A 26,550-nucleotide genomic window follows, 5' to 3' on the forward strand; every position below is an offset into this window, starting at 1 on the left:
CGCCGATGCCCCGGCCTCAGGCGGCGTCCAGCCATTCCCGCAGTTTGGTCCAGCGCCGCCGCGAGGCCCCTTCGCGGATCGCCATCGCGAGGGCCCGGCGCTGGCCGATCAGCACGACGAGGCGGCGCCCGCGGGTGACACCGGTATAGAGCAGGTTGCGCGCCAGCATCGTGCGGTGCTGCGTCACCACCGGGATCACCACGGCCGGATATTCCGAGCCCTGCGCCTTGTGGATCGTCGTGGCGAAGGCCGGCACCAGCGTGTCGAGTTCGTTGAACGGGTAGATCACCGCGCGACCATCGAAATCGACCACGAGCGCTTCGTCTTCCGCATCGATGGCGCTGATCGTGCCGAGGTCACCGTTGAACACGTCGCGGTCGTAGTCGTTGCGGGTCTCCATCACCCGGTCGCCGGGCGCGAAGCGCCAGCCGAAGCGCTCCACCTCCGCCGGGGGCGACGGGTTCAGCACGCGCTGCAGAGCATGGTTGAGATTGCGGCTGCCGAGCGAGCCGCGGATCATCGGCGTCAGCACTTGGATATCGCGGGTGGGATCGAGGCCAAAGCGGCGAGGGATGCGGCGGGTGACGAGTTCGATCAAGCAATCGACGCCTTCGTCCGCCTCCTCGATCTCGACGAGGTAGAAATCGCTCTCTTCGCCCTTGGTGGGCGCTGTCGGCATCCGCCCCGTGTTGATGCCGTGGGCGGCGACGACGATGCGGCTCTGCGCCGCCTGGCGGAAGATCTCGGTGAGGCGCGCCACCGGTACGGCCCCGGAGGCGATGACGTCGGCGAGCACCTGCCCAGGCCCGACCGAGGGAAGCTGATCGACATCGCCGACGAGGATCAGGCCGGCATGCTCCGGCACCGCCTTGAGGAGGGCGTGCATCAGCGGCACGTCAACCATCGAGGTCTCGTCGATGACGAGGAGATCGCAATCGAGCGGGTTGTCCTCGTTGCGCTGAAAGCCGCCGTTGCGCGGATCGATCTCCAGCAGGCGATGGAGGGTGCGTGCCTCCAGCCCGGTCTGCTCGGCCATGCGCTTGGCCGCCCGGCCGGTGGGGGCGGCAAGCCCCACCCGCACGCCCTTGGCGGTGAGGATGCGCAGGATCGCGTCGAGGGTGCTGGTCTTGCCGACGCCGGGGCCGCCGGTGAGCACGCAGAGCTTCGAACGGAGCACCAGTTCGACCGCCTCGGCCTGCGAGGCGGAAAGGGTCTTGCCGGTCTTCGCCTCGACCCAGGGGCGGGCCAGAGCGAAATCGATCGCCGGCCAGGGTGGCGGGCCGGCGGCGCGCTCGGCCAGCCGCATCGCGATGGCGCGCTCGGCGCCGTGCAGGCCCTTCAGGAACAGGCAGGGTTCGCCGCGCAGGGTATCGGCAACGACCTCGCGGCCCTCGCGCAGGGCAAGCGCCGCCGCGAGCCGGACGAGATCGGCTGCAACGTCGAGGAGGTCGGCGGCGAGGCGCACCAGCCGCTCGACGGGCAGGCCGCAATGGCCCTCGTCCATCGCCGTCTGCAACGCGTAGGACACACCGGCCGCGAGCCGCTGCGGCGCGGCCGGGGCGAGGCCGAGGCGCAGGGCGATGGCGTCGGCGGTGCGAAAGCCGATGCCGCGGATATCGCGAGCGAGCCGATAGGGGTCTTGGGCCATCACCTTCAGCGAATCCCCGCCATAGGTGCGGAAGATGCGGGTCGCCCGCGCGGTGCCGACGCCGTGAGCGTGCAGGAAGATCATGATCTCCCGCACCGCCTTCTGCTCGGCCCAGCCCTTGACGATGCGCGCGGCGCGCTTGCGGCCGATGCCCTCGACCTCGGTAAGGCGGGCCGGCTCGGCCTCGATGATCTCGAACACCGCCTCGCCGAAGGCGGCGACGATGCGCTTGGCCGTCATCGGGCCGATGCCGCGCATCTGGCCCGAGGCGAGATAGCGCTTGATGCCCTCGATCCCCGTGGGCGGCGTCACCTGGAGCGTGTCGGCGCGGAACTGGAGGCCGTGCTCGCGATCCGTGGTCCAGCGGCCCGAGGCCGTCAGCCACTCGCCCGCGGCGATGGCGGGGGCATGGCCCACCACCGGCACGAGGTCGCGCCGGCCGCGAGCGTGGACCTTGAGGACGCAGAACCCCGTCTCGGCGCTGTGGAACGTCACCCGCTCGACCGAACCGGCGAGCACGTCGAGATCGGGAGGCCGGACCGGCGCGTTCATCGGCTCACCCCATCATGGTTTCGAAAGGATGGGTCCCTTCGCGGGTCCAGGGCAGAGCCCTGCGAGACCGCTGGGGCTCTGCCGAAGGGCTTGTCCTTCGGGATCCTCTTATGCAGCGCGGCTGCCGCGTCCGCCCTTCTTGGCCGGTGGCCAGCCGAGGGCTCGTAGCCGGGCCTTGGCGTAGTCGCGCACTTCCTCGCGGGTGCCGTGCGGCATGGCGTTGAGGATGCCCTGCGTGCGCTCGTCGAGCATCAGGTCGGTCACCGCATTGATCGATTCCGCCTCGTCGATCAGGCGCTTGAGGTCGGCTTCCTGCTCGGTCACCTCGTCGAAGGCCGGCGGCGCATCGAAATCCTCGTCCACCGCGCGGATCGCCATCGGCTGGTTCTGGCGGAACTCGTCGGCTTCCTCCTCGGAATAGACGAGGCCGTGCAGCTCGATCAGCTTGAGGATCACCCGGTCCTTCGCCCGCTTCTCGGCCATGGCGTAGACGTAGGCCGCCTGCCGGCCGGAGACGCGATAGTTCACGTTGACCAGCGCCTCGCCGATCGACCACTCGACCCGCGCCTCGCCGGCCTTCTCGCCGGGCATGTGGCCGGTGACGAGGATTACCGCCTCGTCGCGCTCGCTGCGCAGAAGCGTCGGCGGATCGAAGTGGATCTTGGTGTGGGCGGCGATCCGCTCCAGGGTCTTGTGATAGATCACCGCCGTGCCCTGCACGCGCCAGACGTTGCCCGCGAAGGGCTCGCCGAAGCGCACGAGGATGTCGGCAATCTGCTTGTCGGCTGTTCTCATGGTGCGTCCCCAGACTGTGGACATGGCCCGTGAGTGGGAGCACGCCGTCTTCGGCAACGGCGAATGTTCACTATATGTTCTCTGTGTGGATAATATGTGGATAACTTTTGCCGACGCAAACCGCGGGGCCTGCGGCGGGAGGTCGCGATGCCCCATTGCGGCTCACCTATCGGCCTTCGGGATCGGTGAAAGCGCCTGTGCGGTGAGCCCGATCAAACTTTGAGAGGCTTCGTCAATCCACGTTGGGTTCACTAATTTACGGCTGAATATGGACGTGGCTTTATCGTCTGATCGAGTTTCAATTTTGGATCTTGCATGATAATTTATATCATTTTATTGTCTTATCAGGATTAATGTCTCTTAAATCAACAGCAATCGGGAGCAATTATGCGTTCAGACCGCATAATGGCGCTGAATGTTATGCAATAACCGATTTATGTGCGTATCGGAATGGCCGTTGGAGCCGTAACTGGATCGGCGGATTGATCAATCCCGGCCAGTCCGCGTCCTTGGATTGGAATAGCAACGACGGCGATTGCGTCGTGCCGTTCCGCGTGAAGTGGCGTGACTGCGGCTCGGACGATTTCAAGCTTGATTGGTGCAACGGCGTGTCCAACGTCTACATGAAGGACGAGGGCTTCACCTACGATTGATCGCCCACTTGCACGGGGGCAACGCGCCATTGCGCTGCCCCCGAGTCAGCCGGCCTGCTTCGCGTCGGCCAGGAATTCGCGGATCGCGTCCGTGAAGCGCTCGCCATAGGCCTCGCGCTTGCGTTCGCCGACGCCATGGACCGTCCGGAGCGCCCAGAGATCGACGGGTTTTGCGCGCGCCATCTCGATCAGGGTCCGGTCGGGGAACACCATGAACGCGGCGATGCCTTCCGCCCGCGCAATGGTGGCGCGAAGCCCCCGCAGGTGCTGGAACAGCGCCTCGTCCGCCTCGCTCAGCGCATTCGCTTCGTCGTCGCGCGGCGCGGCGCGGCGGCTCCTTGGCTCGGCCTTCTTCGGCTCCGGATCGGGTCTGACCTCGATCGTCTCGCGGCCGAACAGGATGGCCTCGCCCTTCTCGGTCATCACGAGGCCGCCATAGCCGTCGGTGTTCTCGGCCACCGCTCCGGCGGCGAAGAGCTGGCGCAGGAGGGCGCGCCAAGCCGCCACCGGCTTGTCGTTGCCGACGCCGAAGGTCTTGAGCGCGGCGTGGCCGTTGCGGCGGATCGAGTCGCTTTCCTTGCCGTGCACCACGTCGCAGACATAGGCTGCGCCGAAGCGCTGCCCGGTGCGAACGATGGCGGAGAGCAGCTTCTGGGCCGCCACCGTCCCGTCGATGAGCGAGATGCCGCCCCGGCAGAGATCGCAGCGCCCGCAGCGCTCGCTTGCCTCGCCGAAATAGCCGAGCAGCGATTGGCGGCGGCACGCGGCGCCCTCGCACAGGGCGATCATCGCCTCGAGCTTGCGCCGCTCCACCCGGCGGCGCTCTTCCGAGATCTCCTTCTCGTCGATCTGGCGGCGGCGCAGGGCCATGTCGTCGAGGCCGTAGAGGGTCAGGGTGTCCGACGGCAACCCGTCGCGGCCGGCGCGGCCGATCTCCTGGTAGTAGCCCTCGATGTTGGTCGGCATGTCGGCGTGGCAGACGTAGCGGACGTCCGGCTTGTTGATGCCCATGCCGAAGGCGATCGTGGCGGTCATCACCACGCCGTCCTCTTGCAGGAAGGTGTCCTGGTTCCGCGCCCGCGTGCCCTGGTCGAGCCCGGCATGGTAGGGCAGGGCGTTGAACCCGTCCCCCTTCAGCGTGTCGGCGAGCTGCTCCACCCGTTTGCGTGACGAGCAGTAGATGATGCCGCTCTCCGCGCGGCGGTCGCGCAGGAAACGCTCCAACTGGCGGGTCGGGTTGTCCTTGGGCTGGAAGGTCAGCCGGATGTTCGGCCGGTCGAAGGAGTGGACGAAAGTCTTCGGAGGTCGCCCTGCCGGAAACAGCCGCTCGGCGATCTCGGCGCGGGTCGCGGCGTCGGCGGTGGCGGTGAGCGCCAGGGTCTGTACGTTGCCGAGCGCCTCGCGGGCGCGAGCGATTTCGCGGTATTCGGGGCGGAAGTCGTGGCCCCATTGCGAGACGCAGTGCGCCTCGTCCACCGCAAGCCGCCGCACGCCGGCCCCGCGCAGGGCTTCCATGCAGCCATCCATGAGGAGGCGCTCCGGCGAGACGAACAGCAGGCGCAGCTCGCCGGAGCGGATCTTGCGCCACGTCTCCCGCGACGCCGTCTCGGCAATCGTCGAGTTGAGGGTCGCCGCCTCGATGCCGAAGGCGTGCATCTGCTGCACTTGATCGTGCATCAGCGCGATCAGCGGCGAGACCACCACCGTCAGTCCGGCATCGACCAGAGCCGGCAACTGGTAGGTCATCGACTTGCCCGAGCCCGTCGGCATCACCGCGAACACATCCGTACCGTCGAGCACGGCGCCGATCACCTCGTCCTGGCCGGGACGGAAATCGTCGTAGCCGAAGGTCTTTTTCAGCGCGGCACGGGCCTCGTCGAGGCGTTTGGACATGGTGTCTCGATGGCTGGATTTTGGACGGGACCGCGAGGCGGAGCGTGTCGGATCAGATCGAGGCTGAGTCTACAACGGCAACGCAACGGCTGCAGCCGAGACCTGAGACCATGCCCATGGCAATCGACGAGACCGACCGGGTGACGGAGGAGTTGGCGGCTCGGTTGTGGGTTGGCAAGATCGAAGTCACCCGTGTGGCGCTTGCCAACGAACGGTGCTTACGTGAAGCGTCGCTCGCGCAGGACGTGCCACATCCGCCGAGACACGACAGGCCGGAGGAGACTGAGTCAGGGGGGGAAGGCCGATCTGGCCTGCCCGCCGAACCGGACTGAGTTTCACCGAACCGCGACAGCGATGGCTGCCCCCGCCATCACCGTGCCGGCGCCGCGATTGACTGCCCGTCTTGCGCTGGCCGAAACGAAGAGGCGCCGAACCCGGAGCGCGGCAACCGCGTAGGCGGTGAGCGTCGCACTGAGAACGGCCACGATGGTCGCGGCAATCTCGATCATTCCAAGTGGCGTCAGATGCTCCAGATCGATGACGGTCGGGAGCAGCGCGAGGAAGAACAAGACGACCTTCGGGTTGCCGAGCGTCAACGCCAAGCCACCGAGGAAGAGCCGCGGCCCGTTCTCGCCCCGCACGGGCTCACCCGAGATCGTTTCGACCGGCGCAGTCCACGCGCGCCACGCAAGGTAGGCGAGATAGGCCGCGCCGAGATACCGAATGCCAATGAAGAGGGCAGCAAAGCTCTGAGCGAGCAGGGCGAAGCCGGTCGCTGCGATCGAGAACCAAAGCAAGTCGCCGACGAGGAATCCCGCGATGAAGGCTGGAACGCCGCGGGTTCCACGCGCCAGCACACGGGCGACGAGAGCGAACACGCCCGGCCCGGGTGAGGCGACCGCAACCGCGCAAACGGCAGCAAAGAGCGCGAGGCTTGACAGCGGCATTGGCTCTTCAACCAGCTTGCGACGCCACGATGCGCCCGTCCGCAATGTTGACCATGTCGGCACGGCCTTGCAACTCGGCGAACAAGGCCGGATCGGCGCCCGTCATCCAGACCTGCCCCTCCAGCGCTTCGAGCGCATCGAACAGCCCGCCGCGGCGGCGCGGATCGAGATGGGCGGCGACCTCGTCGAGGAGGATGAGGGGTGCGAGCCCGCTCATTGCCCGCACGAGGCGGGCATGAGCGAGAACGAGGCCGATCAGCAGCGCCTTCTGCTCGCCGGTCGAGGCGGTGGCGGCGGGTACGTCCTTGGGACCGTGGCGCACGACAAGGTCGGTGGTCTGCGGCCCGATCAGGGTGCGGCCCGCCGCGCGGTCGCGGTGGCGGCCCTGCATCAATGCGCGGCGGAAGCGATCCTCCGCCTCCAAAGCCGGCCAAACCGCGACGAGGTCGTCGAGGTCGCCCTCCAACCGCAGCGAGGCCCAAGGGAAGGGCGCGGCATCGTCCCGCGTCTCGGCGATCAGCCGATCGAGGCGTTCCACCGTCTCGCGCCGGGCGAGCGCCACGGCAACGCCGAGTTCGGCCACTTCGCGCTCGACCGCATCGAGCCAGCGGCCGTCATCCGGCCGCTCGTCGAGAAGGCGGTTGCGCGAGCGCAGGGCTCGCTCCATCGCCGAAACGCGAGCGCCGTGGCCGGCATCGACGGCAAGCACCAGCCGGTCGAGAAAACGGCGCCGGTCGCCGGCCGAACCGCGAAACAGCCCGTCGAAATCCGGCGTCAGCCAGACGATCCGCAGGAACTCCGAGAACGCCACGGGGGAGGAGGCGGGCGCGCCGTCGATCCGGCAGACTCGCGTGCCGCGCCCGTCATAGCCCGGCGGCTCGTAGCCGGAGCCCAGCCGATGCTCGGCTTCCGACGCTTCGAGCGTCGCCGACACGGCGAATCCCCCCGGCCCGCAGACCCGCGCCATCGTCGCCAGATCGGCCCGGCGCAGTCCGCGGCCGGGACAAAACAGCGAGACGGCCTCCAAGATGTTAGTCTTGCCCGCCCCGTTCTCGCCGACCAGAGCCACAAAGCGGCGGGTGGTGGCAAGATCGAGATCGACGTGATTGCGGAAATCGCGGGCGATCAGGCGGGTGAGGCGGGGGCCTCCCGGCAGCATGTCCATCGAAGCGATATATCCGATCCGGCCGCAGCCGGAAGCGGACTCACACGCGCATCGGCATCAACACATAAAGCGCCGGGGCGCCATCCCGATCCTGGATCAGCGTCGGTGAGCCCGGATCGGCGAGCTTGAACAGGGCGGTGTCGCCCTGGAGCTGAGCGGTGATGTCGAGCAAGTAGCGGGCATTGAAGCCGATATCGAGGGCGGCAGACTCGTAATCGACATCAAGCTCCTCGGTCGCCGAGCCGGCATCCGGGTTGGTCACGGACAGGGCGAGGCGTCCCTCGCTCACGGCGAGCTTCACGGCACGGCCACGCTCGGACGAGATGGTCGAAACGCGGTCCACCGCCTTGGCGAAGGCGTCACGCTCCACCGTCAGGCGCTTGTCGTTGCCGGTGGGAATCACCCGCTGATAGTCGGGGAAGGTGCCGTCGATCAGCTTCGAGATCAGGGTCACGCCGCCGGCAAAAGTCAGGCGAATCTTGGCCGGGGACAGCTCGACCTGCACGCTGTCGCCGCTATCGTCCACGAGCTTCTGGATTTCGGCGACGGCCTTGCGCGGGACGATGATGCCCGGCATCCCGCGGCTGCCCTCGGGAGCCTCGGTCTCGACGCGAGCGAGCCGGTGCCCATCGGTTGCCACCGCGCGCAGCTTCAGGGCGCCCTCGACCTCAAGGGTGTGGAAGTAGATGCCGTTGAGGTAGTAGCGCGTCTCCTCGGTGGAGATCGCGAACTGCGTCTTCTCGATGAGCTGCTTCAGCTCGGCCGCGGGAATGACGAACGAATGCGGAAGCTCGCCCGCGGCGAGATCGGGGAAGTCGCCCTCCGGCAGGGCGCCCAGCGCAAAGCGTGAGCGTCCGGAACGGATCGTCATCTGCCCCGTCTCACCGGAGGTCTCCAGCGAGACCTGCGCGCCCTCGGGCAGCTTGCGAACGATATCGTAGATGACGTGGGCCGGCACCGTGGTGGCGCCGGCATCGAGCACGTCGGCGGCGACGGTCTCCGTCACCTCGATATCGAGGTCGGTCGCCTTGAGCTGAAGGCCGTTCTCGCCGGTGCGCAGCAAGACGTTGGAGAGAATCGGAATCGTGTTGCGCCGCTCCACCACCCGGTGGACGTGGCCGAGCGATTTCAGGAGGGCTGCGCGCTCGACTGTGACTCTCATCGGAAAACCCGTCGTCTCTTGAACAATCGACCCGCCCGCCGTCGATCAGGCCGGATGAGAATGCAGCTCACCAAACGCCCGTTCGGCCATCGCGACCGGAGAATGGGCCGGCGACCGGACGTTTCGCGAGGCACTCCGAAGCGGAACAGGGCCGGCAGCTTGGCGAAGCGCCCCCGCGAAGGCAAGGGCGGCCTTCGCGCTGTCCCGCCCCTCGATGGCGCGCGGCGCGGGAGGACGGCCCGGACCGGACCGGACCGGATCCGCAGGAATGACGAAACGCCACAAAGGCGAGACCGGGACGCGCCCGGCCCCGTCTCAGTCTTGGAGCATACGCTTCAGCAGCTCGACCTCGTCGCCGAGCACCGCATCCTCACCGATCTGCTTCTCGATCTTGCGCACCGCGTGCAGCACGGTGGTGTGGTCGCGCCCGCCGAAGCGGCGACCGATCTCGGGCAGGGAGCGCAGGGTCAGCACCTTCGACAGATACATCGCGATCTGGCGCGGTTTCACCACGGCGGCGGTCCGACGCTCGGACAGGATGTCGGAACGCGACACGTTGTAGCGCGAGGCCACCAGCTTCTGGATGTCCTCGATTTTCACCCGCTTGGGTTCGCGGTTCTTCACGAGGTCGCGGATCGCGGTCTCGGCGGTCTCGACCGTGACCGGCGCGCCGGTGAGGGTCGCGTGGGCGAGGAGCCGGTTCACCGCACCTTCGAGGTCGCGGCCATTGGCCGTGATCGCCCGGGCGACATAAGCCGACACGGCCGGCGAGACCTCGAAGTTCGGGTGGCTCTGACGTACGGCGTCGAGCCGGGCGGAGAGGATCGAGGCGCGAAGCCCCTCGTCGAGCCCGCCGATTTCGACGACGAGGCCACCAGCGAGACGCGAGCGCACGCGCTCGTCGAGCGCTTCCAGCTCCGTTGGAGGCCGGTCGGAGGCGACCACCACCTGACGCCCCGAATCGATCAGTGCGTTGAGGGTGTGACCGAACTCCGTCTGGATCGACTTACCCTGGATGAACTGCACGTCATCGAGGATGAGCAGATCGATCGCCCGCAGGCGCTCCTTGAAGGCCAGGGCATTCTGCGTCTTCAGGGCGTTGACGAAGCCGTACATGAAGCGGTCGGCGGTGAGGTAGATCACCCGGCGTCCGGCCTCGCGGGCGGCGTGGCCGGCCGCGTGGAGCAGGTGCGTCTTGCCGAGGCCGACGCCGGCATGAACGTAAAGCGGGTTATAGAGCGCGCCGTCGCTGTCGCTGCGGGCGATCCGCTCGGCAGCAGCATGGGCCAGCGCATTGGAGCGGCCCACGACGAAGTTCGCAAACGAGAGCCGCGCATCGAGCGGCGCGCCGTTGAGATCGACCCCGGCCGAATCACCGCGGGACGAGGTGATCTCGGTCTCGATCATCGGTCCGGGTCCCTGGAGGGCCGCGGGCGTCGCGATCGCGTGGAGACGGGTCAGCGGTCCGCTCGTCGGGTTCGATTTCGCCTGCACGCCGGCACTCGGCCGAACCGGGGCGGAGGGACCGCGCACGCCGACCTCGATGCGGCTGACGCCATCGGCCTCGGCGCGGAAGGTCGTCAGCACTCGGTCGATGTAATGCGATTCGATCCAGCTCTTGAGGAACCGAGTCGGAACAGTGAGGCGGGCGACCCCACCCTCCACATTCTCCAGTTCGAGGCGGGCGAACCAGCTCGCGAAGACATCCTCGCCAAGCTCCGCCCGCAGCCGCCGCTTCACCCGTGTCCAGGCGGCGGGAAGATCAACGCTTCCTCTGCCGTTTCCGCCATCGCCGTCCGACATGCTGCCGTCGAGGTGCATCACCGTGTCTCCTCGCATCCTCAGCCGGCGGACCGGAGGGGACGCGTACGCATACGCCACACGAGAGGAGGCGCCGCCCGATCCGGGCGGCACCGAGAGTGGCCGCGGCGCTGTCAAGAGCTGCGTCGCGGCCCATCGCTAAAGATGGCTGTGTATCAACAATCCTCTATCGTTCTCCTAACAGCGGGACGATCGGGGAAAACATCTTCGTGGCCACCGAGTCGTCAGGTAGGGACCGAAGAGTCGAAGGCCTGCCCGCAACTTGGGGACGACTCTGGGGGTGTAGGTGCTGATCTTGTCGAGCTGCTCGCCCGGCAAGGTTTTGTTAAGCTACACGGGCAGCGCGTCTGTGCGCAATGAAAAGCACTTTGCGCATGGTTAACGAAATCTTCAGAGCGCCCTCAATGAGCAGCTGCAAGCGTCGATTCGGGATAACCCGGCGCGAACTGTGGAGAAGCATCATGGGCCGGTGCACAACCGTGGCCGATCGAGCCTCGGCTTGGAGCCTGCTCGGGGGCACGGCGAAGCCCGCCGGCTTCGCGTCTCTCACCGAACGCAGGCCGCGCCGTCGTGCCGAGGGGAAGACGGCCGATCATCGGAAGCTTTTCGAGCACGTCCAGCGGCAGCACACTCGGGGAGGGGCAATGCCGCCTCTCCGTCACGCCTGTCACGGGCCATGGCCTGCTTTAGGACTCACGTGGCCTTGCAGGCATGAAAAAAGCCCGGCCAGTGTGGCCGGGCTGAATGCAGCATCATATCGAGCGAGCTCCCGGCAAGCCTTCCGTTCGGAAGGCCGGGAGCCGTCGCAATCCGATCAGGCAGCGATGGCCTTCACGCGGGCGGCCAAGCGGGAGACCTTCCGCGAAGCGTTGTTCTTATGAACGATGCCGTTCTGGGCAGCGCGCATGATCTCCGGCTCGGCGGCGCGGAGGGCCGTGAGGGCTTGGCCCTGATCGCCGGTGGCAATCGCCTCCTCGACCTTACGGACAAAGGTACGCATCCGCGAGCGGCGCGAGCGGTTGATCGCCGTACGCTTGGCGATCTTGCGGGTCATCTTCTTGGCCGACACGGTGTTGGCCATGGGGCATCCTCGTCTGGTCGTGGCGGCAAGAACCCGGCCCGGGGCATCCGGTGTCGGTCAACGCAGCCTGATGATAAGCAAAGGCGAAAAGACCGGTCGCAATGCTGCGGCCGGACGTGGTGGGTGCTCTATAGCGACACACCCATGGTCCGTCAACAAATCGTCATGCCATCGCTCAATCTTGCGGCTCACGCATTTTGTGCGACGGAACAGCGTTGCCAAGCGAAATTCGATCGGCTAATGCCCCTCCAGTCCGGCGGCGGCACCGCCCCCCGGCACCGCGCTGCGGTAGCTCAGTGGTAGAGCACCTCATTGGTAATGAGGAGGTCGAGAGTTCAATCCTCTCTCGCAGCACCATTCTTCTCAATGACTTAGCTGTCCCTTTGTGGAGTGCTCTGAGGTTCGTACGAACCTGAGCCCCAAATCCTGAACCCGTGGACAGGTTTACGAATAGAACCACCTTGGCAGCTTGTAGGATCCGCAGCTTTTGCCTCGGCCTGCAAATGCCTCCCGACCGGCTCGAGTACGAAACGGCTTAGCCTACCGACGATGGATGGGCATACGTCATTGCCCGCAGAATCGCAGACGTAGCGTGACGACTTTACTCAGCTGGCACGTTCGAAACGTGGCCCCGCGCGGGTCGACGATATGACTGGTTAGACATTCCAATGACGCCGACCGCTAATCGGGGGCGTCGATTGACTGTCCCTATCGCGACAGGGCTACCGCTTTCCCTCTGCCACCTGGGCGCGGCCTCACCACTATCTGCCGCGCGTTTACTCTCGCACGCAGCGTCCTTCCGGGCTGTCCCCTCGTTCGACTCCGTCCAAATCCCGCTTGTCACATCAGCACTCTCAGTCGGCACCATTTCCATGCTGATGCGTTTTCATGCAAGTACACCAGCGCGTGGATTGCGCTAGTTCAATTCGCGACGGAACTCTCTGACATCCGGGAAGCAACCCAATTACTTTGAATTTTAGCCTATGCCAAATATTTCATCACATCTCTTTACATGATGATTTTTTCGTGAAATTTCAGCAGAATGATATCTCGATATGCTTTTCATTTTTCGCTTCTCTGCCGTTCGTCAGTCGCGATGTGAGGTCAGAAATCTATTTCGAGCCGGACCTGTTGGGATCGCGGCCGAAGTATCCGTCGGCCGCCCATATTCGCGTATGCCTCGTTCGACGTCGCATATCAGGACGGGATCGCAGCCGGAGTCCGCCGCATGAACGCCTCCGCGACATGTCTGGCCGCTAACCCGGACCGATGGCCCGATATCACCGCAGCGAAGCACCTCGCGGCGATACCGACGATGCTCGAAATCATCCGTCGCTCCACCGGCCTCGGCTTTGCGGCTGTGGCGCGGGTGACGGACGAGACGTGGCTGGCTTGCTGGGTCAGAGGTGATGCCGGTTTCGGCCTACAGGCGGACGCCGTGCTTCCCGCGGATTCAATGCTCTGCCGGGAGGTGCGGCGGCATCGCCGACCGGTCGTCATCGACGATGTCAGCTCGGATACGGCGATGCATGACCTCTCGAATTCTAGAGATCGCGGCTTTCGCAGCTACATCTCCTTTCCGATCACGATGCCGGATGGAGAGATCTTCGGGACACTCTGTGCGATCGGAGCGGAGCCGGCGCATTTGGATCGCCCGGAGATCACGGGATTGTTCCAGCAATTCTCCGAACTCATCGGGCTTCTACTCGACGCGCAGCGGAAGCCGCCCATCGTCCGCTCTCGGCCTGAGGAGACGGGAGTCGCATCGTGGCAGCGAACCGAGCCGTTGGTCGCTCTGATTGAGCTTCTTCCGTTTGGCGCCGGGCTGTTCGGGTCGGACGGTCAGGCCCTCGTCGCAAACTCCATCCTACAGCCCCTTCTGACACAGGGTCGCGTGCCCGGTGCCGACGCGGACCCGCACTGGACCGCCTATGCAGCGGATGGCACCCTCCTCGATCCGCGCGATCATCCGTTCGCGCGGGCCTTGCGTGGTGAAAGCGTCCCGGTCACGCGCTTCCATTACCGCGGCGATGACGGGATCGGGCGCTGGGCACGGATCAGTGGGGTGCCTCTGCAGGGTCCGACCAACAACGCACGCTCCTGGAGCGGCACGGAGCCGGCCGTACTCCTCCTCGTCGAGGAAGAGCGCGAAACGGGGGAGGTTTGGAGACGGAGCGAAGCCCGTCTTCGGGCCGCCATCGATCTGGGTGGCCTATCGTCCTATCGTTGGAACCCCGCGACGGGGGCACTGCAATCCGACGCGCGTCTCAAGGCCATGTGGGGGCTGACACCCGACACGCCGCTCGATCAATCCGTCTGGCTGTCGGCGATCCATCCCGACGATCGCACGGGGGTTGAGGCGGCGCTCGCCCGATGCATCGATCTGGCAGGCGATGGCACCTACCACGTCGAGTATCGGGTGATCGGACTCGGGGACGGCGTCGAGCGCTGGGTCTCGACGCGCGGACGAGCCGAGTTCGAAGACGGCCGACCCGCCGGCTTCATCGGTGTCGCGGTTGAGATCACCGGGCGCAAGCGAGAGGAGGCCGCCCACCGCGCGGGCGAAGCGCGCTTCCGGCGATTTGCCGAACATTCGACCAACGTCTTGTGGCTCGCGGATTTGGAGAGCCGCCATCTGACTTACCTCAATCATGCCCTTCGACGCGTTTGGGGCGTCGCGCCGGAGCGGCTGCCGTCCCTCGAACGCTGGCTTGAAACGATCCATCCGGACGACCGCGACAGCGTGAGCCATACGCTCGAACGGGTGGAGGAGGGTGAGGTGGTCGTCCAAGAATACCGCATCCTGCGCCCGTCGGACGGCGCCGTCAGGCGGATCCGCGATACGTTCTTCCCGATCACCGGAGAGGATGGCCGCGTTCACCAACTCGGCGGCATCGCCGAAGATGTGACGGGGCGCACCGGCGCACGGATCTACCTTGTGGACGAGGATGCGCCCGCGCGACGAGCGCTGCTCAGGCTGCTGCGGCTGGCCGGCTACGAGGTACAGACCTTCGCGAAGGCCGCGGGGCTGGCAGAGGTCGCAAGCTCCCTGCAGCCGGGTTGCGTCATTCTCGACATCGAGACCGCTGGACCGGAGAGCCTCGCGGTGGCGAAAGCGCTCAAGGCCGGGCAGCTCGCCCTGCCCGTACTCGTCATCGGACGCAGCCACGGCGATGTCGGCTTCGGCGTGCGCGCCATGAAGGCCGGTGCCGTCGATTACCTCGAAAAACCGTGCGAGCCGGCGGTACTGCTCACCGCCGTCTCGGCCGCTTTGGCCGAACAGCGCACCGACACCGAGCGCAGCCATGCCCACGACGACGCCAAGCTTCGCATCGCGACTCTTTCACCCCGAGAACGGCAGGTGCTGGAGGGGTTGCTGGCAGGGGGCACGAACAAGTCGATCGGCCGAGTCCTCGGCCTCAGTCCGCGCACCGTCGAGATCCACCGAGCCCGCGTCATGGAAGCGCTCGGGGCGCGTACCCTGCCGGAAGCGGTGCTGACGGCGGCCAGGGCCGGGGTGCAACCAACCGCCACCCTCTGAGGGACGAGAGGCGGCGGCTTCGGGAATGGTCGTCAGGCGATGAGTTCGTCGATGGCCGAGGGCCGCAGCGGGACAGCGGCAAGCTCCAGATAGGATGCATCATACTCGGCCAGCACCCTGAGCCCCTCGGGCTTCAAGATCGTGAGCCTGCGGCCGGAAAGCTCGATCAAGCCGTCGCGACGCAGCTTCTGGAGAACGCGATTGACGTGAACGCACGACATGCCGAGCGTGTCGGCGAGATCGGCCTGCGTGATGGGGAAGCTGTACTGGTTACCGGGGGCGAGACCGGCAGTCCGCAGACGCAGCAGCATTTCACACAGGAAGTGCGCCAGCCGCTCGGGACCGGACCGGGAGCCGAGATTGGTAATCCATTCGCGCAAGGTCGCCGATTCGGTCAGCCGAACCATCTGCAGCGCGCGGGCGATCCGCGGACGTCGCCGGATGATGCTCTCGTAATCGGCACGCGGAATGAAGGCGAGCTGGCAGGCGGTCAGGGTTCCGATCGCGCAGTCGAGCGGCAGGCGAAAGTCGAGATCAGGCTCGAAGAGGTCCCCCGGCAGGAGGTAGGCCGTGATCTGTCGCCGCCCATTGGTCAGGAACTTGTAGCGGCAGGCGAAGCCGTCGAGCACCAGGATGGCGCTTTCCGGGACGTCGGACTGGTGCAAAAGCGGGGTCTGCGCCGTGTAGCGACGACCGTTTGCAGACCATTCTTCGAGGTCCAGGAGGTCACGGTGGGTCAGATCCACATAGGTCGCGAGCTTTCGCGCCAAGGAATCACGTGGCGGCGGCTCCGTTCGCCCGCTCTGAACCAGTTCGAATGCTTGCGACGCGACGGTCTCAACGTCGCCGAGAGATTCTCGACCGAATCGGGATACAGGCGGCGGCGTCATGAGGCAATTCGATCGCTTCTGCCGCATCTGCTTCGGGTACTCAGCCATACAGGATCGCATTTCTTGCGACATTCCGTGCCTGAGCGCATCTGTTTCGTACCTAAGGTAGTTACCGAAGCAAGCGGGTAGCGCCCCTTTTCCGACCTAAAACGCTCTCGTGAGTTTGTACGATAAAGAACGGGGGTACGATCTCAGTGGTGGGCCGCGATAGCATCAAACGCGTCCGCAATGTAACTTAAGCGGGTCTCGGGCAGCCGTGCCGCGCCCGGCTCGCATCGTCGCGGTTCGTGAAGCGGATCCGACGGTGCCCGTGGCGCAAGCACTTATCGACAGCCTCCGAGATTCTGCCTGACGATGGTTTCCACCGGCTACAATCCGGCTCTCGTGGCGCTGTCCCTCGCCATTGCCGTACTCGCCTCCTACACCGCGCTCGATCTCGGCGGACGCGTGCGCGCCGCCGCATCCGGGCTGGGCTGGGCTTGGCTTCTGGGTGCGGCCTTGGCGATGGGGGGCGGCATCTGGTCGATGCATTTCGTCGGGATGCTGGCCTTCGAAATGGGGCAGCCCGCAGCCTACGACCTCGGCCACACGCTCCTGTCCCTTCTCATCGCCATCGGGGTGACCGGCGCGGCTTTGGCCTGGGTCGGCCGTCGGCGGGCCGGCCGCAGGGACGTCCTCGTTGCCGGTCCCGTCATGGGGATCGGCGTGGCGGCGATGCACTATACCGGGATGGCCGCGATGCGGATGCCCGGCCAGCTCGCCTACAGCGTGCCGGTTGTCGCGCTCTCGGTGGGGATCGCCATCACCGCGGCGACCGTCGCTCTGTGGCTGACCTTTCGACCCACGAACGTCTGGCAGCGCTTCGCCGCCGCCCTGACCATGGGCGTTGCAGTGGCCGGTATGCACTACACCGGCATGGCAGCCGCGACGATCACCGCCGAGGACGCCGGCGCTCATTCCGCTCATTTCGCAGCGACGAGCGTGGATCAGCAGAATCTCGCCCTCTACGTGGCCGGGGCGACCTTCGTGATCCTGTTCCTCGCGATGCTCGCTTCCGCTTTCGATCAGCAGCGGATCCAGGGTGAATTGCGGGCAAGCGAAGAGCGTTTCCGGGCCGCCGTACAAGCCGTGCGCGGCGTGCTGTGGACCAACGATCCGGAGGGCCGGATGATGGGCGAACAGCCCGGCTGGGCCGCCCTGACAGGGCAAACCCGCGACGAGTATGAGGGCTTCGGCTGGGCCGACGCCGTGCATCCGGAGGATAGGCAGGCAAGCGTCGAGGCTTGGAACGCGACCGTCGCCACCCGCAGCACCTTCCTGCACGAGCATCGGGTGCGTGCTCGGGACGGCTTGTGGCGGCATTTCTCGATCCGCGCGGTCCCCGTGCTCGAGCCGCACGGTGCCATCCGCGAATGGGTCGGCGTCCACACCGACATCACCGAGCAGCGTGAGGCCGAGGCCGAGTTGCGAGAATCGAATGAAGAGATTCAGCGCTACGCCTACATCGTCAGCCACGATCTGCGCGCGCCGCTCGTCAACGTGATGGGATTCACGAGCGAGCTGGAGGCGGTGCGCCAGGAATTGCGCACGGTGCTGCGCGACCATCCGCAGGGCGGGCGGATCGATGACGACATCACCGAGGCGCTGGGCTTCATCCAGGCGGCGATCGTCAAGATGGAGCGGTTGATCGCCGCCATCCTGAAACTCTCACGAGAGGGCCGGCGCCGGTTCAGCCCGGAGCCGCTCGCGATGACGGCCGTCATCCGCGGGATCGCCGACGCCCAGCGCCACCAGGCCGGGCGCAAGGGTGTGACGGTGACGGTGGCCGAGGATCTGCCCTCGATCGTGGCCGACCGGCTCGCCGTGGAACAGGTCTTCGGCAACTTGATCGACAACGCCCTCAAATATCTCGATCCGGCCCGGCCCGGAACCGTCGAAGTCACGGCCCGGCCCGCGCCCGGCAACCGCATCCGTTTTGCCGTCTCCGACACGGGGCGGGGTATCGCACCGCAGGATCATGGCCGCATCTTCGAGCTGTTCCGGCGGTCCGGCACGCAGGATCAGCCGGGGGAGGGGATCGGGCTCGCCAGCGTGAAAGCCCTGGTGCGCGCGCTCGGCGGACGGATCGAGGTGTCGTCACAGCCGGGCATCGGCACAACCTTTATCGTGACGCTGCCGCGCGAGCCGGTTACAGGCCGAGGCGGGGCCGCGAAATCCGATCCTCCCGATACGATGACTCTGGCCGCGGAGTAGCCATGCAGCCTCCTTTCCATACCGTCAGCATCGTGATGATCGAGGACGACGAGGGTCATGCCCGGCTGATCGAGCGCAACATCCGGCGCGCAGGGGTCAACAACGAGATTCTGCCGTTTCGCGACGGGACTTCGGCACTCGAATTCCTGTTCGGGGCCGACGGCACCGGCGAGGTGAGCGGACGGCGCCACCTCCTGATCCTGCTCGACCTCAACCTGCCCGACATGACCGGCATCGACATCTTGGAGCGGATCAAGGCCAATCCGCACACCAAGCGCTCGCCGGTCGTCGTCCTCACGACCACCGACGACAGCCGTGAGATCCAGCGCTGCTACGATCTCGGGGCGAACGTCTACATCACCAAACCCGTGAACTACGAGGGTTTCTCCAACGCCATCCGTCAGCTCGGGCTGTTCTTCTCGGTCATCCAGGTTCCCGAGAACTCATGAGCGACGCGCCCCCCGCATCCTGCCGCATCCTCTACATCGACGACGATCCCGGCCTCGGGCGCCTCGTGCAGCGCTCGCTTCAGGCCCGGGGGCACCATGTCGAACTGGCAACGAACGGCACGGACGGGCTGGCGCGGGCGCAGGCGGGCGAGATCGACCTTATCGCCCTCGACCATCACATGCCGGATCGGACCGGGCTCGAATTGCTGCCGATGCTCCGGGCCCTGCCGGAAGCGCCGCCGGTGATCTACGTGACCGGCTCCGAGGACAGCCGTGTGGCGGTGGCCGCCCTCAAAGCAGGCGCGGTCGATTACGTCTGGAAGGACGTGCAGGGCCAGTTCCGGGAATTGCTCGGCGAGGCGGTCGATACCGCCCTGCGCCAAGAGGCCCTGCGCCGCGACAAGGAGCGGGCGGAAGCCGCCGTTCGCGAGGCGCGCGACCGGGCGGAGCTGTTGCTGCGCGAAGTGAACCACCGGGTCGCCAACTCCTTGACCCTGGTTGCCGCGCTCGCCCGGATGCAGACTAATGCGGTGGCGGACCCGGCGGCCAAGGAGGCGCTGGAAGAGATGCAGGCGCGGATCTCGGCCATCGCCGGTATCCACCGCCGGCTCTACACCTCGCAGGATGTCGAGGCGGTGGAACTCGACGCCTACCTGACCGGGCTCGTGGAAGAGCTACAGCTCGCAATGAAGGCGTCGGGGCGCGACCATGCCATCCGCCTGCATGCGGAGCCGATCCGGCTGGCCACCGACAAGGCGGTCTCGCTCGGCGTCGTCGTGACCGAACTCGTCACCAACGCCTACAAGTATGCCTATCCCGCCGAGACCCAGGGCGAAATCCGCGTCCAGGTGATGCGCGAGGGGCCCGACACGCTCTCCCTCGCCGTCGAGGATGACGGGATCGGCTGGACGGGTGAGGGGCAGGCGAAAGGCACCGGCCTCGGCTCACGCATCATCCGGGCCATGGCCTCCAACCTGCGCTCGGTGCTGACCTACGTTCCCGGCCCGAGCGGAACACGCGCCGTCCTGTCGTTTCAAGCCTGATGCCGCGTTATCGTCCCGGACGCAGCGCCTGAACTACGACTTTGCAGGGCCCTTGCGCGGCTGAATGAATGAACGGCGTCGACTGAAGCCGGTGACCGGCTCATCAGGTCCCTTACCTGTTTCTCCGAGACTTCGACCGGGCCGGCTCAGCCGGTGCGGGCTTTTTTCCGGGTTGCCGCGAACCGCAACCGGGTTTCCGGCTCCAGCGAAGCTCGGCCGTTCAGAATCGGCGGCAGCGGACCGCGTCGTCGGCAGGCGAGGCGTGTACCACCTGCCCGCCGGCCGCTTGGCAGGTCGAGCGGAACGAACGCTCGGAGCGGTGAAAGCCCCAGATGGCGACCATCGGCGCGACCATGATGAACACCGTCATGCCCATGATGAAGGCGGGAAACCAGTCCGGCATCCGCGGAGGCGACGGCGGCTCCGGCCGGATCGGCGGCATCGGTGCCAGAAGGGCCAGGAGCGGGAGCACGTCCAGGACGCTCATGGTTCGGGCTCATTCGCTGGGGTGGCTCAGGCCGTGCGAGCGCGACCGTTGCCGGATGGATCGATGTTAACCAGCTGCGGCCGCGTCGGATCACCCCGAAACGCAATCCGGGCGATGCGTCGCACCGGCAGCTCGGATCGAGGGGCGGTTGGGTCACGGCACTGAAACAGGTTCGGTTAAGCGGTTGACCGAGAGAAGATCGGCGACGAGGTCCGCCTGCTCTTCGCCTGAAACTCCAGCCTCGGCATCGGCCCAGTAAGCGTGGCCCTCGCACGTGACGCGTGCGGTGCTTGCCTTCGGTGAGGCCTTGTTCGCCGAAACGACCTTCGCGCGGAGGTTGCGATCGACCAGCGCCCGCAAACTGTTGGCCGGATCGAGCGGGATGCCCGCATCGAGCGTACCCGGAACGCCGAGTTGCGCGTTGGCGTCGGCACCGACCGCGACGCCGGAGTCCTGGAGGTAGGATGCGCTCCAGGCGAGACCAACCAAGTTCCGCACCTGTAGCCGCCCCCGGTGCCGGCACAAGCCCGAACAGCGTTTTGGCGGCTCACCAGAGCATCGTCGATCACCACGGCGCCGCCCTCCGGCGAAAGGGCGGTGCGAGCCGCTCTGCCTCGTCCCGTGCGATGCATCAGCCGAGGACATCGTAGGCGGTCTCGATCGGTGAGCGCTCGGAATTGAGAAGGTCGCCCGCCTCCGGCATCGGCGCGTGGCTGAAACGGGCGAGGGCGCCGGTGATGAGAACGGTGCCGATGGCGGCCGCGGAAACCACGAATACCCGAAGTGGACGCCCCATTACGATGCACGATCCTTTTCACGGAACGGTCGCAAAACTGCGCAGATCCAACCTTGTTCGCCGCCAACCGCTCGATGCGACTGTAGAAAATAGAAAGTGAGGCTGGTTTTCATACGGGGCCGACCACGCGCACCATCGGATCTGGAAAGCCCTCCTATTCCTCTAAATACCGATACGCTCTTTCGAGCCCTGATAATCTATGTTGGCGCAGGGGACTGCAAATCGCGAGACAAGTCCGGCGCCGGGGCACGGACCCCTGCGTGCGTCCGTGACCAGCCACAGGACCTGATGCCAAAGACGACCCTCGACGACCTCACCTTGCGCCTCGACGACGAGGTGCCGACGCTCCCTGCTGACGTCCAGCAACGCCTTGGAGCGCTTCTTGCGGAAGCCTACGCGCAGGTGCCGGGCAATCCGAATATCGAGGCCGGTCGCTTCGACGCTCTTCTGGCTAGGTTGGAGACCGTCCTCGTCGCTCAAGAGGGGAAGGACGAGGAATCGTTCCGAGCCTCGATCATCGAGATGACGCCGCGCCTCTACAACTTCGCGATGTCGCTGACGAAGAATCCGTCGGCCGCCGACGACCTCGTGCAGGATACGTTCCTGCGGGCCTGGCGCAGCCGCTCCCGCTTCACCGTCGGCACCAATCTCGGCGCGTGGTTGTTCACGATCATGCGCAACGCCTTCTACTCGCGCCACCGCAAGGAGGTGCGCGAGGTCGCCGACAGCGACGGCGATTACGCCGAGCGGCTCGCTGCGGCACCCGAGCAATCGGGCCATGTCGATCTGATGGACGCGCAGACGGCGCTCGCCAAGCTACCCTTGCCGATGCGGCAAGCGTTGATCCTCGTGGCGATCGAGAACCTCAGCTACGAGGAGGCGGCCAACGTCATGAATTGCCGCATCGGCACGGTGAAGAGCCGGGTCTGGCGTGCCCGAGAACAACTCGCGCAGATCCTCGGTTACAGCGCCGCCGATGTCGGCTCGGACAGCATGACGCTCTCCGCCGTCAGCGGCTCGACGTGGATGGCCTGAATCACATTCCGACGAAACGGCCACCGGTCCGTCGGAATGCGCTTCACGACAAGAATCTGGCCGCGCCGAGCGTCGCCTCGGCGCCGTGCCCGGTTATGCGCTCAGCTGCATTTGCAGTTGCGGCAGGCGGGACGTCCGGGCGAGGCCGAAATCCTTCAGCGAAACAACCTCGACCAGCGCGTCCTTGCGGGCGATCACGACGCTGTTGTCCGGTACCGGGGTCCAGGTCGCGTGCTCCTTATCCAACGGCTCCGAGACCACCACGACGCCATCCGCCGACTGGCGGTAATACATGCTGTTGGCCGCATCGTTGGCAGCGTAGCGGAAGGCGTAGAGGTCGCGCCCATCGGCGAGTGCCGCGGTAAAGCGGAACGGATGCCCGCCCTCGATGCCGCCGACCAATTCCGTCACCGCAGCCAGCGCCCGCGTCGTGGCGGTGATCGGGTCGCGCTTCACTTCCGATGCCATCAGGCCCTGGCCGAGGATCGCCAGGAACAGCGCCTCGGAATCGGTCGTGCCGTTGCGGGAGGGATAGAGTTCGTCGGGTATCAGGGCTTCGATCGGCCGGCGCAGCCGCGACCAGTCGCCGATATAGCCGTTATGCATGAACAGCCACGGTCCGCAGGCGAAGGGGTGGCAGTTCGGCCGGGTGATCGGCGTGCCGGTTGCCGCACGCACATGGGCGAAGAACAGGTGCGAGTGCAGGTGGCGGCAGATGTAGCGCAGGTTCTCGTCGGACCACGCCGGCTGCACCTCGCGGAAGCGGCCGGGCTCGGGGTGGTCGCCGTACCAGCCCAGGCCGAAGCCGTCGCCGTTGGTGCTCGCCGTCGATTCGAGCGCCTTGATGCTTTGCGAGACCAGCGAATGCGCCGGTTCGGTCACATAATGCTCGAGCGGGATCGTGCGGCCTCGATAAGCGATCCAGCGACACATCGTTTGGGGTCTCCCGCAGCGTTCCAGCGCATCGCGCATCGGCCAAGATCGTGGAGAATCCGCGTCACCTTGAGCGCTGCCGCACGCGCCGGCTGAATTTCGACGCGGCGGTTCATGCCTGCAACGCGGAAGCGGGAGATCAGATGCCGTGCGATTGCAGCCACGCTTCGAGCAGGGCGACCTGCCAGAGCTTGGAGTTGCCCTTCGGCGTCAGCGTCCCGTCGGGATCGGCGAGCAGGCGATCGACGTAAGCCCGGTTGAAGATGCCGCGCTCGCGCGCCGCCGGACGGTCGAGCACGTCGCGCACGAACTCCATGAACGGCCCGCGGATGTGCTTGAGGGCCGGAACCGGAAAGTAGCCCTTCGGCCGGTCGATCACCTCGGCCGGAACCACGGCGCGGGCGGCCTCCTTGAGGATGTACTTGCCGCCGTCGCGCACTTTCAGTTCGGCGGGAATGCGCGCGGCGAGTTCGACCAGTTCATGGTCGAGGAAAGGGACGCGCGCCTCCAGCCCACAGGCCATGGTCATGTTGTCGACCCGCTTGACCGGATCGTCCACGAGCATAATCCGCTGATCGAGGTCGAGGGTCTTGTCGATGGCGCTGGCGCTCTTCGACTCGGCGAAAAAACGGGCGAGGAAATCGCGGCTGTAATCCTGATCCACGAAATCGGGTGTGAGCGTCTCACGCATCTCCGCGTGGTCGCGGTCGAAATAGGCGTTCGCGTAATCCGTCGTCGGATCGGTCGATCCCATCAGCTTCGGATACCAATGGTACCCGCCGAACACCTCGTCGGCGCCTTGACCGCTCTGGATTACCTTCACGTGCTTGGCGACTTCCTGCGACAGCAGGAGGAAGGCCACCGCGTCGTGGCTCATCTGCGGCTCAGCCATGGCATGGATCGCCGCCGGCAGGGCCTCAAGCGTCCGAGAGCCGTCCACGACGAGCTTGGCGTGGTCGGTCTCGAACCGCTCGGCGATGATGTCGGAGTATTTGAACTCGTCGCCCTCGACGCCGTTCACCGCGTCGAAGCCAACGGAAAAGGTCTTGAGCCCGCTCTGACCGCTCTTGGCCAGCAGGGCGACGATCACCGAGGAATCGAGACCACCCGATAGCAGCACGCCGGTCGGCACGTCGGCGATCTGGCGGCGCGCGACCGCCGTGGTGAGCGAGTCGAGCACCGCCGCGCGCCAATCCGCCTCGGTTCTGTGACGGTCCTCCTGGCGGGGACCGACCACGAGCGACCAGTAGGTTTCTTCGCGGCGCGAGCCATCGGGCTCGAACGTCAGGGTCGTGGCCGGGTGGACCTTACGGACGCCCTTGAGGATCGTCAGTGGGGCCGGCACGCCTGCGTGCCAGCTCATGTAGTGGTGGAGCGCCGCCCTATCGATCGTGGTGTCGACATCGCCGGCTGCGAGCAGGGCCGGCAGCGCGGAGGCGAAACGGAAGCGCTTGCCGGACTCTGCATAATAGAGCGGCTTGATGCCGAGCCGGTCGCGGGCGAACGTGACGCGGCCCGAATCGCGTTCGTAGACGGCGAAGACGAACATGCCGAGGAAGCGCTTCACGCAGTCCCGGCCCCAGGCGTGAAACGCCTTGAGCACCACCTCGGTGTCGCTGGTCGAGAAGAAGCGGTAGCCCTTGGCGATCAGTTGCTCGCGAAGGTCCTTGTAGTTGTAGATGCAGCCGTTGAAGACAATCGAGAGCCCCAGTTCGGCATCGACCATCGGCTGCTGGCCGGCTTCCGAGAGGTCGATGATCTTCAAACGGCAATGGCCGAACAGGACGCCGCCCTGGCCGTGGATCCCACCAGCGTCAGGACCGCGGGGGCGCAGAACCTCCATCATCGCCCGCACGGCGTTCGGATCGGCCGCGCCGCCGAAGTTGATCTCCCCGCAGATCCCGCACATCGCCGCCAGCCGCCCTCATCTCGTCCTTGGTCTTCGAACCCAAGCGGCAGAACCGAGTCGCACTCGGCGCGTTCCATGCCACACGCGAAACCCTCACCTTCGTTCGGTTCGGCACGGTGAGATCGCGTCCGCTGCCGTGGCCAAGCGATTCCTGCGCCACGTGCGGCTGCTTCGACGGTTAAACGCCAAAGAGCGGGTTGAATGAGGGGAGGGGTGTCGAGGTCTCAGGCCGGTAGCGTCAGCCCCTCGCGGGCGAATACTGTGCGCACGGCAGGGCGCTCGGCCATGCGGCGGGCATGCGCCGTCCAGGCCGGGAAGAGCGAAGGCATATCGAAGCCGATCGTCGGGCCGCGGGCCCAGAGCCAGAATACCATGAGGTAGGCATCGACGACGCTGTATCGCTCGCCGAGCGCCCAGCCGCCGTTGGAAAGCCGCACCTCGGTCATGGTGCAGAGATCGCCGAACGTGTCGGCCCCCTTCGCCCGAATCTCCGGGAAGGCGGTCTCGTCGGCGCTGTAGCGCTCGGGCCGGCGGACATGGGCGTAGGCGATGTGATGCCCGGTGGAGAGCCACGCCATCCACTCGTCAGCCGCCGCCTGCCCGCGCAGATCCTCCGGCAGCAAGCCGGCCTCCGGATGGGAGCGGGCGAGGTGGCGCAGGATCGCCGCGTTCTCGGTGAGCACCCAGCCCTCTTCATAAAGGGCCGGCACGCGTCCGCGCTCGTTGACCGCGAGATATTCCGGCGCCCTCTGGTCGCCTTTGGCGAGGTCGAGGCGAATGGTCTCGTAGGGCGCGCCGATCTCCTCCAGCACGATGTGGGAGGCGAGCGAGCAGGCGCCGGGGGCGTAATAGAGCGTGCGGGCGGTCATGGACTTCTTATCGCTGCGGACGACGCCCCCATAGAGTAGCGCCGCCCGCAGGAAAGCCCAGTTACAGCGGCTCCGCGCCACGCCCCATCGCGGCGATGCCGGTGCGGGAGATCTCCACGAGGCCGATCACCGAGAGCAGGCGGATGAAGCGGTCGATTTCCTCCGTCGCGCCTGTGAGCTCGAACACGAAGGAGTTCAGCGTGGCGTCGAGGGTGCGGGCGCCGAAGGCGGCGGCGAGGCGTAGGGCCTCGCTCCGGTGCTCGCCGGTGCCGGCCACCTTCACGAGGCACAGCTCACGCTCCAGCGCTTGCCCCTGTAGCGTCAGATCGACGACGCGGTGCACGGGCACGAGGCGGTCGAGCTGCGCCTTGATCTGGTCGATCACGGCGTTGGTGCCAGTGGTGACGATGGTGATGCGCGAGAGGTGGCGTGCCTCTTCCGTCTCGGAGACCGTCAGGCTCTCGATGTTGTAACCGCGACCGGAGAACAGGCCGGCAATGCGGGCCAGCGCACCGGGCTCGTTGTCCACGACCACCGCGAGGGTATGACGGTTGACGGTCTCGATCCGCGTGGGCTCGGGGTAGTGGGTGTTCATCGCATTCATTTCGTCGCATCCCTCAACTTGAAC

At 66.3% G+C, this 26,550-nt stretch carries 23 protein-coding genes and 1 tRNA gene; 8 read left to right on the forward strand and 16 right to left on the reverse strand.

The window, feature by feature from the left end:
* Positions 1-16: 16 nt before the first annotated feature.
* Positions 17-2,200: an SF1B family DNA helicase RecD2 gene (gene recD2, locus J2W78_RS03780; RefSeq protein ID WP_253368149.1), complete on the reverse strand. Its 2,184-nt coding sequence runs from the start codon at positions 2,198-2,200 to the stop codon at positions 17-19.
* Positions 2,201-2,308: 108 nt separating this feature from the next.
* Positions 2,309-2,995, reverse strand: a complete 687-nt coding sequence (locus J2W78_RS03785) for a trna delta -isopentenylpyrophosphate transferase (protein WP_253368150.1) — start codon at positions 2,993-2,995, stop codon at positions 2,309-2,311.
* A 509-nt stretch (positions 2,996-3,504) separates the two neighbouring features.
* On the opposite strand from J2W78_RS03785, the gene J2W78_RS03790 reads away from it, so the two are divergent.
* The gene (locus J2W78_RS03790) at positions 3,505-3,648 is read left to right on the forward strand and encodes a hypothetical protein (protein WP_253368151.1); all 144 of its coding nucleotides are present in this window, start codon (positions 3,505-3,507) and stop codon (positions 3,646-3,648) included.
* A 45-nt stretch (positions 3,649-3,693) separates the two neighbouring features.
* Here J2W78_RS03790 and recQ read toward each other — a convergent pair whose 3' ends face one another.
* The gene (gene recQ, locus J2W78_RS03795) at positions 3,694-5,541 is read right to left on the reverse strand and encodes a DNA helicase RecQ (RefSeq protein ID WP_253368152.1); all 1,848 of its coding nucleotides are present in this window, start codon (positions 5,539-5,541) and stop codon (positions 3,694-3,696) included.
* Positions 5,542-5,657: 116 nt separating this feature from the next.
* Here recQ and J2W78_RS03800 point away from each other — a divergent pair, with 116 nt between their 5' ends.
* The gene (locus J2W78_RS03800; RefSeq protein WP_253368153.1) at positions 5,658-5,873 is read left to right on the forward strand and encodes a hypothetical protein; all 216 of its coding nucleotides are present in this window, start codon (positions 5,658-5,660) and stop codon (positions 5,871-5,873) included.
* A 3-nt stretch (positions 5,874-5,876) separates the two neighbouring features.
* Here J2W78_RS03800 and J2W78_RS03805 read toward each other — a convergent pair whose 3' ends face one another.
* The 5 genes from J2W78_RS03805 to rpsT all read right to left on the reverse strand — a co-directional run bounded on the left by J2W78_RS03805 (position 5,877) and on the right by rpsT (position 11,717).
* Entirely contained in the window at positions 5,877-6,488 is a 612-nt protein-coding gene (locus tag J2W78_RS03805; RefSeq protein ID WP_253373957.1) for a LysE family translocator, read from the reverse strand.
* A 7-nt stretch (positions 6,489-6,495) separates the two neighbouring features.
* Positions 6,496-7,653 (reverse strand): DNA replication/repair protein RecF, encoded by a 1,158-nt coding sequence (gene recF / locus J2W78_RS03810; RefSeq protein WP_253368154.1) that lies wholly within the window; start codon positions 7,651-7,653, stop codon positions 6,496-6,498.
* Between the two features lie 40 nt (positions 7,654-7,693).
* Entirely contained in the window at positions 7,694-8,815 is a 1,122-nt protein-coding gene (dnaN, locus tag J2W78_RS03815) for a DNA polymerase III subunit beta (protein ID WP_253368155.1), read from the reverse strand.
* 315 nt (positions 8,816-9,130) lie between these two features.
* Positions 9,131-10,636: a chromosomal replication initiator protein DnaA gene (gene dnaA / locus J2W78_RS03820; protein ID WP_253368156.1), complete on the reverse strand. Its 1,506-nt coding sequence runs from the start codon at positions 10,634-10,636 to the stop codon at positions 9,131-9,133.
* Between the two features lie 814 nt (positions 10,637-11,450).
* Positions 11,451-11,717 carry a 30S ribosomal protein S20 gene (gene rpsT, locus J2W78_RS03825; RefSeq protein WP_056197115.1) on the reverse strand — a complete coding sequence of 89 codons (267 nt, stop codon included), beginning with the start codon at positions 11,715-11,717 and terminating at the stop codon, positions 11,451-11,453.
* 282 nt (positions 11,718-11,999) lie between these two features.
* On the opposite strand from rpsT, the gene J2W78_RS03830 reads away from it, so the two are divergent.
* Together J2W78_RS03830 and J2W78_RS03835 are read left to right on the forward strand one after the other, a co-directional pair.
* Positions 12,000-12,074, forward strand: a tRNA-Thr gene (locus J2W78_RS03830).
* Between the two features lie 871 nt (positions 12,075-12,945).
* The gene (locus J2W78_RS03835; protein ID WP_253368157.1) at positions 12,946-15,258 is read left to right on the forward strand and encodes a PAS domain-containing protein; all 2,313 of its coding nucleotides are present in this window, start codon (positions 12,946-12,948) and stop codon (positions 15,256-15,258) included.
* 32 nt (positions 15,259-15,290) lie between these two features.
* Here J2W78_RS03835 and J2W78_RS03840 read toward each other — a convergent pair whose 3' ends face one another.
* Positions 15,291-16,148, reverse strand: coding sequence for a Crp/Fnr family transcriptional regulator (locus J2W78_RS03840; protein ID WP_253373958.1), 858 nt, complete (start codon positions 16,146-16,148; stop codon positions 15,291-15,293).
* Between the two features lie 354 nt (positions 16,149-16,502).
* Between J2W78_RS03840 and J2W78_RS03845 the strand changes: the two genes are divergently transcribed.
* Genes J2W78_RS03845 through J2W78_RS03855 form a run of 3 tightly spaced genes read left to right on the forward strand, consistent with a single transcriptional unit; the run spans position 16,503 to position 19,893 of the window.
* Complete coding sequence (locus J2W78_RS03845) at positions 16,503-18,401, forward strand: sensor histidine kinase (RefSeq protein ID WP_253368158.1); 1,899 nt, start codon at positions 16,503-16,505, stop codon at positions 18,399-18,401.
* 2 nt (positions 18,402-18,403) lie between these two features.
* Positions 18,404-18,850 (forward strand): response regulator, encoded by a 447-nt coding sequence (locus J2W78_RS03850; protein WP_015952952.1) that lies wholly within the window; start codon positions 18,404-18,406, stop codon positions 18,848-18,850.
* Positions 18,847-19,893, forward strand: coding sequence for a sensor histidine kinase (locus J2W78_RS03855; RefSeq protein WP_253368159.1), 1,047 nt, complete (start codon positions 18,847-18,849; stop codon positions 19,891-19,893). The genes J2W78_RS03850 and J2W78_RS03855 overlap by 4 nt, the downstream gene beginning before the upstream one ends.
* Positions 19,894-20,113: 220 nt before the next feature.
* On the opposite strand, the gene J2W78_RS03860 is transcribed toward J2W78_RS03855, so the two are convergent.
* The 3 genes from J2W78_RS03860 to J2W78_RS03870 all read right to left on the reverse strand — a co-directional run bounded on the left by J2W78_RS03860 (position 20,114) and on the right by J2W78_RS03870 (position 21,176).
* Positions 20,114-20,380, reverse strand: coding sequence for a hypothetical protein (locus J2W78_RS03860; RefSeq protein ID WP_253368160.1), 267 nt, complete (start codon positions 20,378-20,380; stop codon positions 20,114-20,116).
* Between the two features lie 153 nt (positions 20,381-20,533).
* Positions 20,534-20,869: a hypothetical protein gene (locus tag J2W78_RS03865; RefSeq protein ID WP_253368161.1), complete on the reverse strand. Its 336-nt coding sequence runs from the start codon at positions 20,867-20,869 to the stop codon at positions 20,534-20,536.
* Between the two features lie 142 nt (positions 20,870-21,011).
* A complete protein-coding gene (locus J2W78_RS03870; RefSeq protein ID WP_253368162.1) occupies positions 21,012-21,176 on the reverse strand; it encodes a hypothetical protein in 165 nt (54 codons plus the stop codon).
* 288 nt (positions 21,177-21,464) lie between these two features.
* On the opposite strand from J2W78_RS03870, the gene J2W78_RS03875 reads away from it, so the two are divergent.
* Positions 21,465-22,211 carry a sigma-70 family RNA polymerase sigma factor gene (locus tag J2W78_RS03875; RefSeq protein ID WP_253368163.1) on the forward strand — a complete coding sequence of 249 codons (747 nt, stop codon included), beginning with the start codon at positions 21,465-21,467 and terminating at the stop codon, positions 22,209-22,211.
* Between the two features lie 93 nt (positions 22,212-22,304).
* Here J2W78_RS03875 and J2W78_RS03880 read toward each other — a convergent pair whose 3' ends face one another.
* The 4 genes from J2W78_RS03880 to ilvN all read right to left on the reverse strand — a co-directional run bounded on the left by J2W78_RS03880 (position 22,305) and on the right by ilvN (position 26,526).
* Positions 22,305-23,144, reverse strand: a complete 840-nt coding sequence (locus J2W78_RS03880) for a class II glutamine amidotransferase (protein ID WP_253368165.1) — start codon at positions 23,142-23,144, stop codon at positions 22,305-22,307.
* A gap of 139 nt (positions 23,145-23,283) precedes the next feature.
* Positions 23,284-25,053, reverse strand: coding sequence for an N-acetylglutaminylglutamine amidotransferase (locus J2W78_RS03885; RefSeq protein ID WP_253368167.1), 1,770 nt, complete (start codon positions 25,051-25,053; stop codon positions 23,284-23,286).
* Between the two features lie 224 nt (positions 25,054-25,277).
* The gene (locus tag J2W78_RS03890) at positions 25,278-25,922 is read right to left on the reverse strand and encodes a glutathione S-transferase family protein (RefSeq protein ID WP_253368169.1); all 645 of its coding nucleotides are present in this window, start codon (positions 25,920-25,922) and stop codon (positions 25,278-25,280) included.
* 61 nt (positions 25,923-25,983) lie between these two features.
* Positions 25,984-26,526, reverse strand: coding sequence for an acetolactate synthase small subunit (gene ilvN / locus J2W78_RS03895; protein WP_253368171.1), 543 nt, complete (start codon positions 26,524-26,526; stop codon positions 25,984-25,986).
* Positions 26,527-26,550 lie beyond the last annotated feature (24 nt).

Origin of the sequence: Methylorubrum extorquens (assembly GCF_024169925.1) — a bacterium.
Lineage (GTDB): Bacteria > Pseudomonadota > Alphaproteobacteria > Rhizobiales > Beijerinckiaceae > Methylobacterium > Methylobacterium extorquens_A.

Excerpts from the sequence above, each read along its gene's own strand:
- J2W78_RS03850 (WP_015952952.1), top strand. The coding sequence starts at position 18,404 with ATGCAGCCTCCTTTCCATACCGTCAGCATCGTGATGATCGAGGACGAC.
- J2W78_RS03785 (WP_253368150.1), bottom strand. The coding sequence starts at position 2,995 with ATGAGAACAGCCGACAAGCAGATTGCCGACATCCTCGTGCGCTTCGGC.
- J2W78_RS03845 (WP_253368158.1), top strand. The coding sequence starts at position 16,503 with ATGGTTTCCACCGGCTACAATCCGGCTCTCGTGGCGCTGTCCCTCGCC.
- recD2 (WP_253368149.1), bottom strand. The coding sequence starts at position 2,200 with ATGAACGCGCCGGTCCGGCCTCCCGATCTCGACGTGCTCGCCGGTTCG.
- J2W78_RS03840 (WP_253373958.1), bottom strand. The coding sequence starts at position 16,148 with ATGACGCCGCCGCCTGTATCCCGATTCGGTCGAGAATCTCTCGGCGAC.
- dnaA (WP_253368156.1), bottom strand. The coding sequence starts at position 10,636 with ATGCACCTCGACGGCAGCATGTCGGACGGCGATGGCGGAAACGGCAGA.
- J2W78_RS03875 (WP_253368163.1), top strand. The coding sequence starts at position 21,465 with ATGCCAAAGACGACCCTCGACGACCTCACCTTGCGCCTCGACGACGAG.
- ilvN (WP_253368171.1), bottom strand. The coding sequence starts at position 26,526 with ATGAATGCGATGAACACCCACTACCCCGAGCCCACGCGGATCGAGACC.
- J2W78_RS03800 (WP_253368153.1), top strand. The coding sequence starts at position 5,658 with ATGGCAATCGACGAGACCGACCGGGTGACGGAGGAGTTGGCGGCTCGG.
- J2W78_RS03885 (WP_253368167.1), bottom strand. The coding sequence starts at position 25,053 with ATGTGCGGGATCTGCGGGGAGATCAACTTCGGCGGCGCGGCCGATCCG.
- J2W78_RS03890 (WP_253368169.1), bottom strand. The coding sequence starts at position 25,922 with ATGACCGCCCGCACGCTCTATTACGCCCCCGGCGCCTGCTCGCTCGCC.
- J2W78_RS03880 (WP_253368165.1), bottom strand. The coding sequence starts at position 23,144 with ATGTGTCGCTGGATCGCTTATCGAGGCCGCACGATCCCGCTCGAGCAT.
- J2W78_RS03805 (WP_253373957.1), bottom strand. The coding sequence starts at position 6,488 with ATGCCGCTGTCAAGCCTCGCGCTCTTTGCTGCCGTTTGCGCGGTTGCG.
- recF (WP_253368154.1), bottom strand. The coding sequence starts at position 7,653 with ATGGACATGCTGCCGGGAGGCCCCCGCCTCACCCGCCTGATCGCCCGC.
- J2W78_RS03870 (WP_253368162.1), bottom strand. The coding sequence starts at position 21,176 with ATGGGGCGTCCACTTCGGGTATTCGTGGTTTCCGCGGCCGCCATCGGC.
- dnaN (WP_253368155.1), bottom strand. The coding sequence starts at position 8,815 with ATGAGAGTCACAGTCGAGCGCGCAGCCCTCCTGAAATCGCTCGGCCAC.
- rpsT (WP_056197115.1), bottom strand. The coding sequence starts at position 11,717 with ATGGCCAACACCGTGTCGGCCAAGAAGATGACCCGCAAGATCGCCAAG.
- J2W78_RS03860 (WP_253368160.1), bottom strand. The coding sequence starts at position 20,380 with ATGAGCGTCCTGGACGTGCTCCCGCTCCTGGCCCTTCTGGCACCGATG.
- recQ (WP_253368152.1), bottom strand. The coding sequence starts at position 5,541 with ATGTCCAAACGCCTCGACGAGGCCCGTGCCGCGCTGAAAAAGACCTTC.
- J2W78_RS03855 (WP_253368159.1), top strand. The coding sequence starts at position 18,847 with ATGAGCGACGCGCCCCCCGCATCCTGCCGCATCCTCTACATCGACGAC.
- J2W78_RS03835 (WP_253368157.1), top strand. The coding sequence starts at position 12,946 with ATGAACGCCTCCGCGACATGTCTGGCCGCTAACCCGGACCGATGGCCC.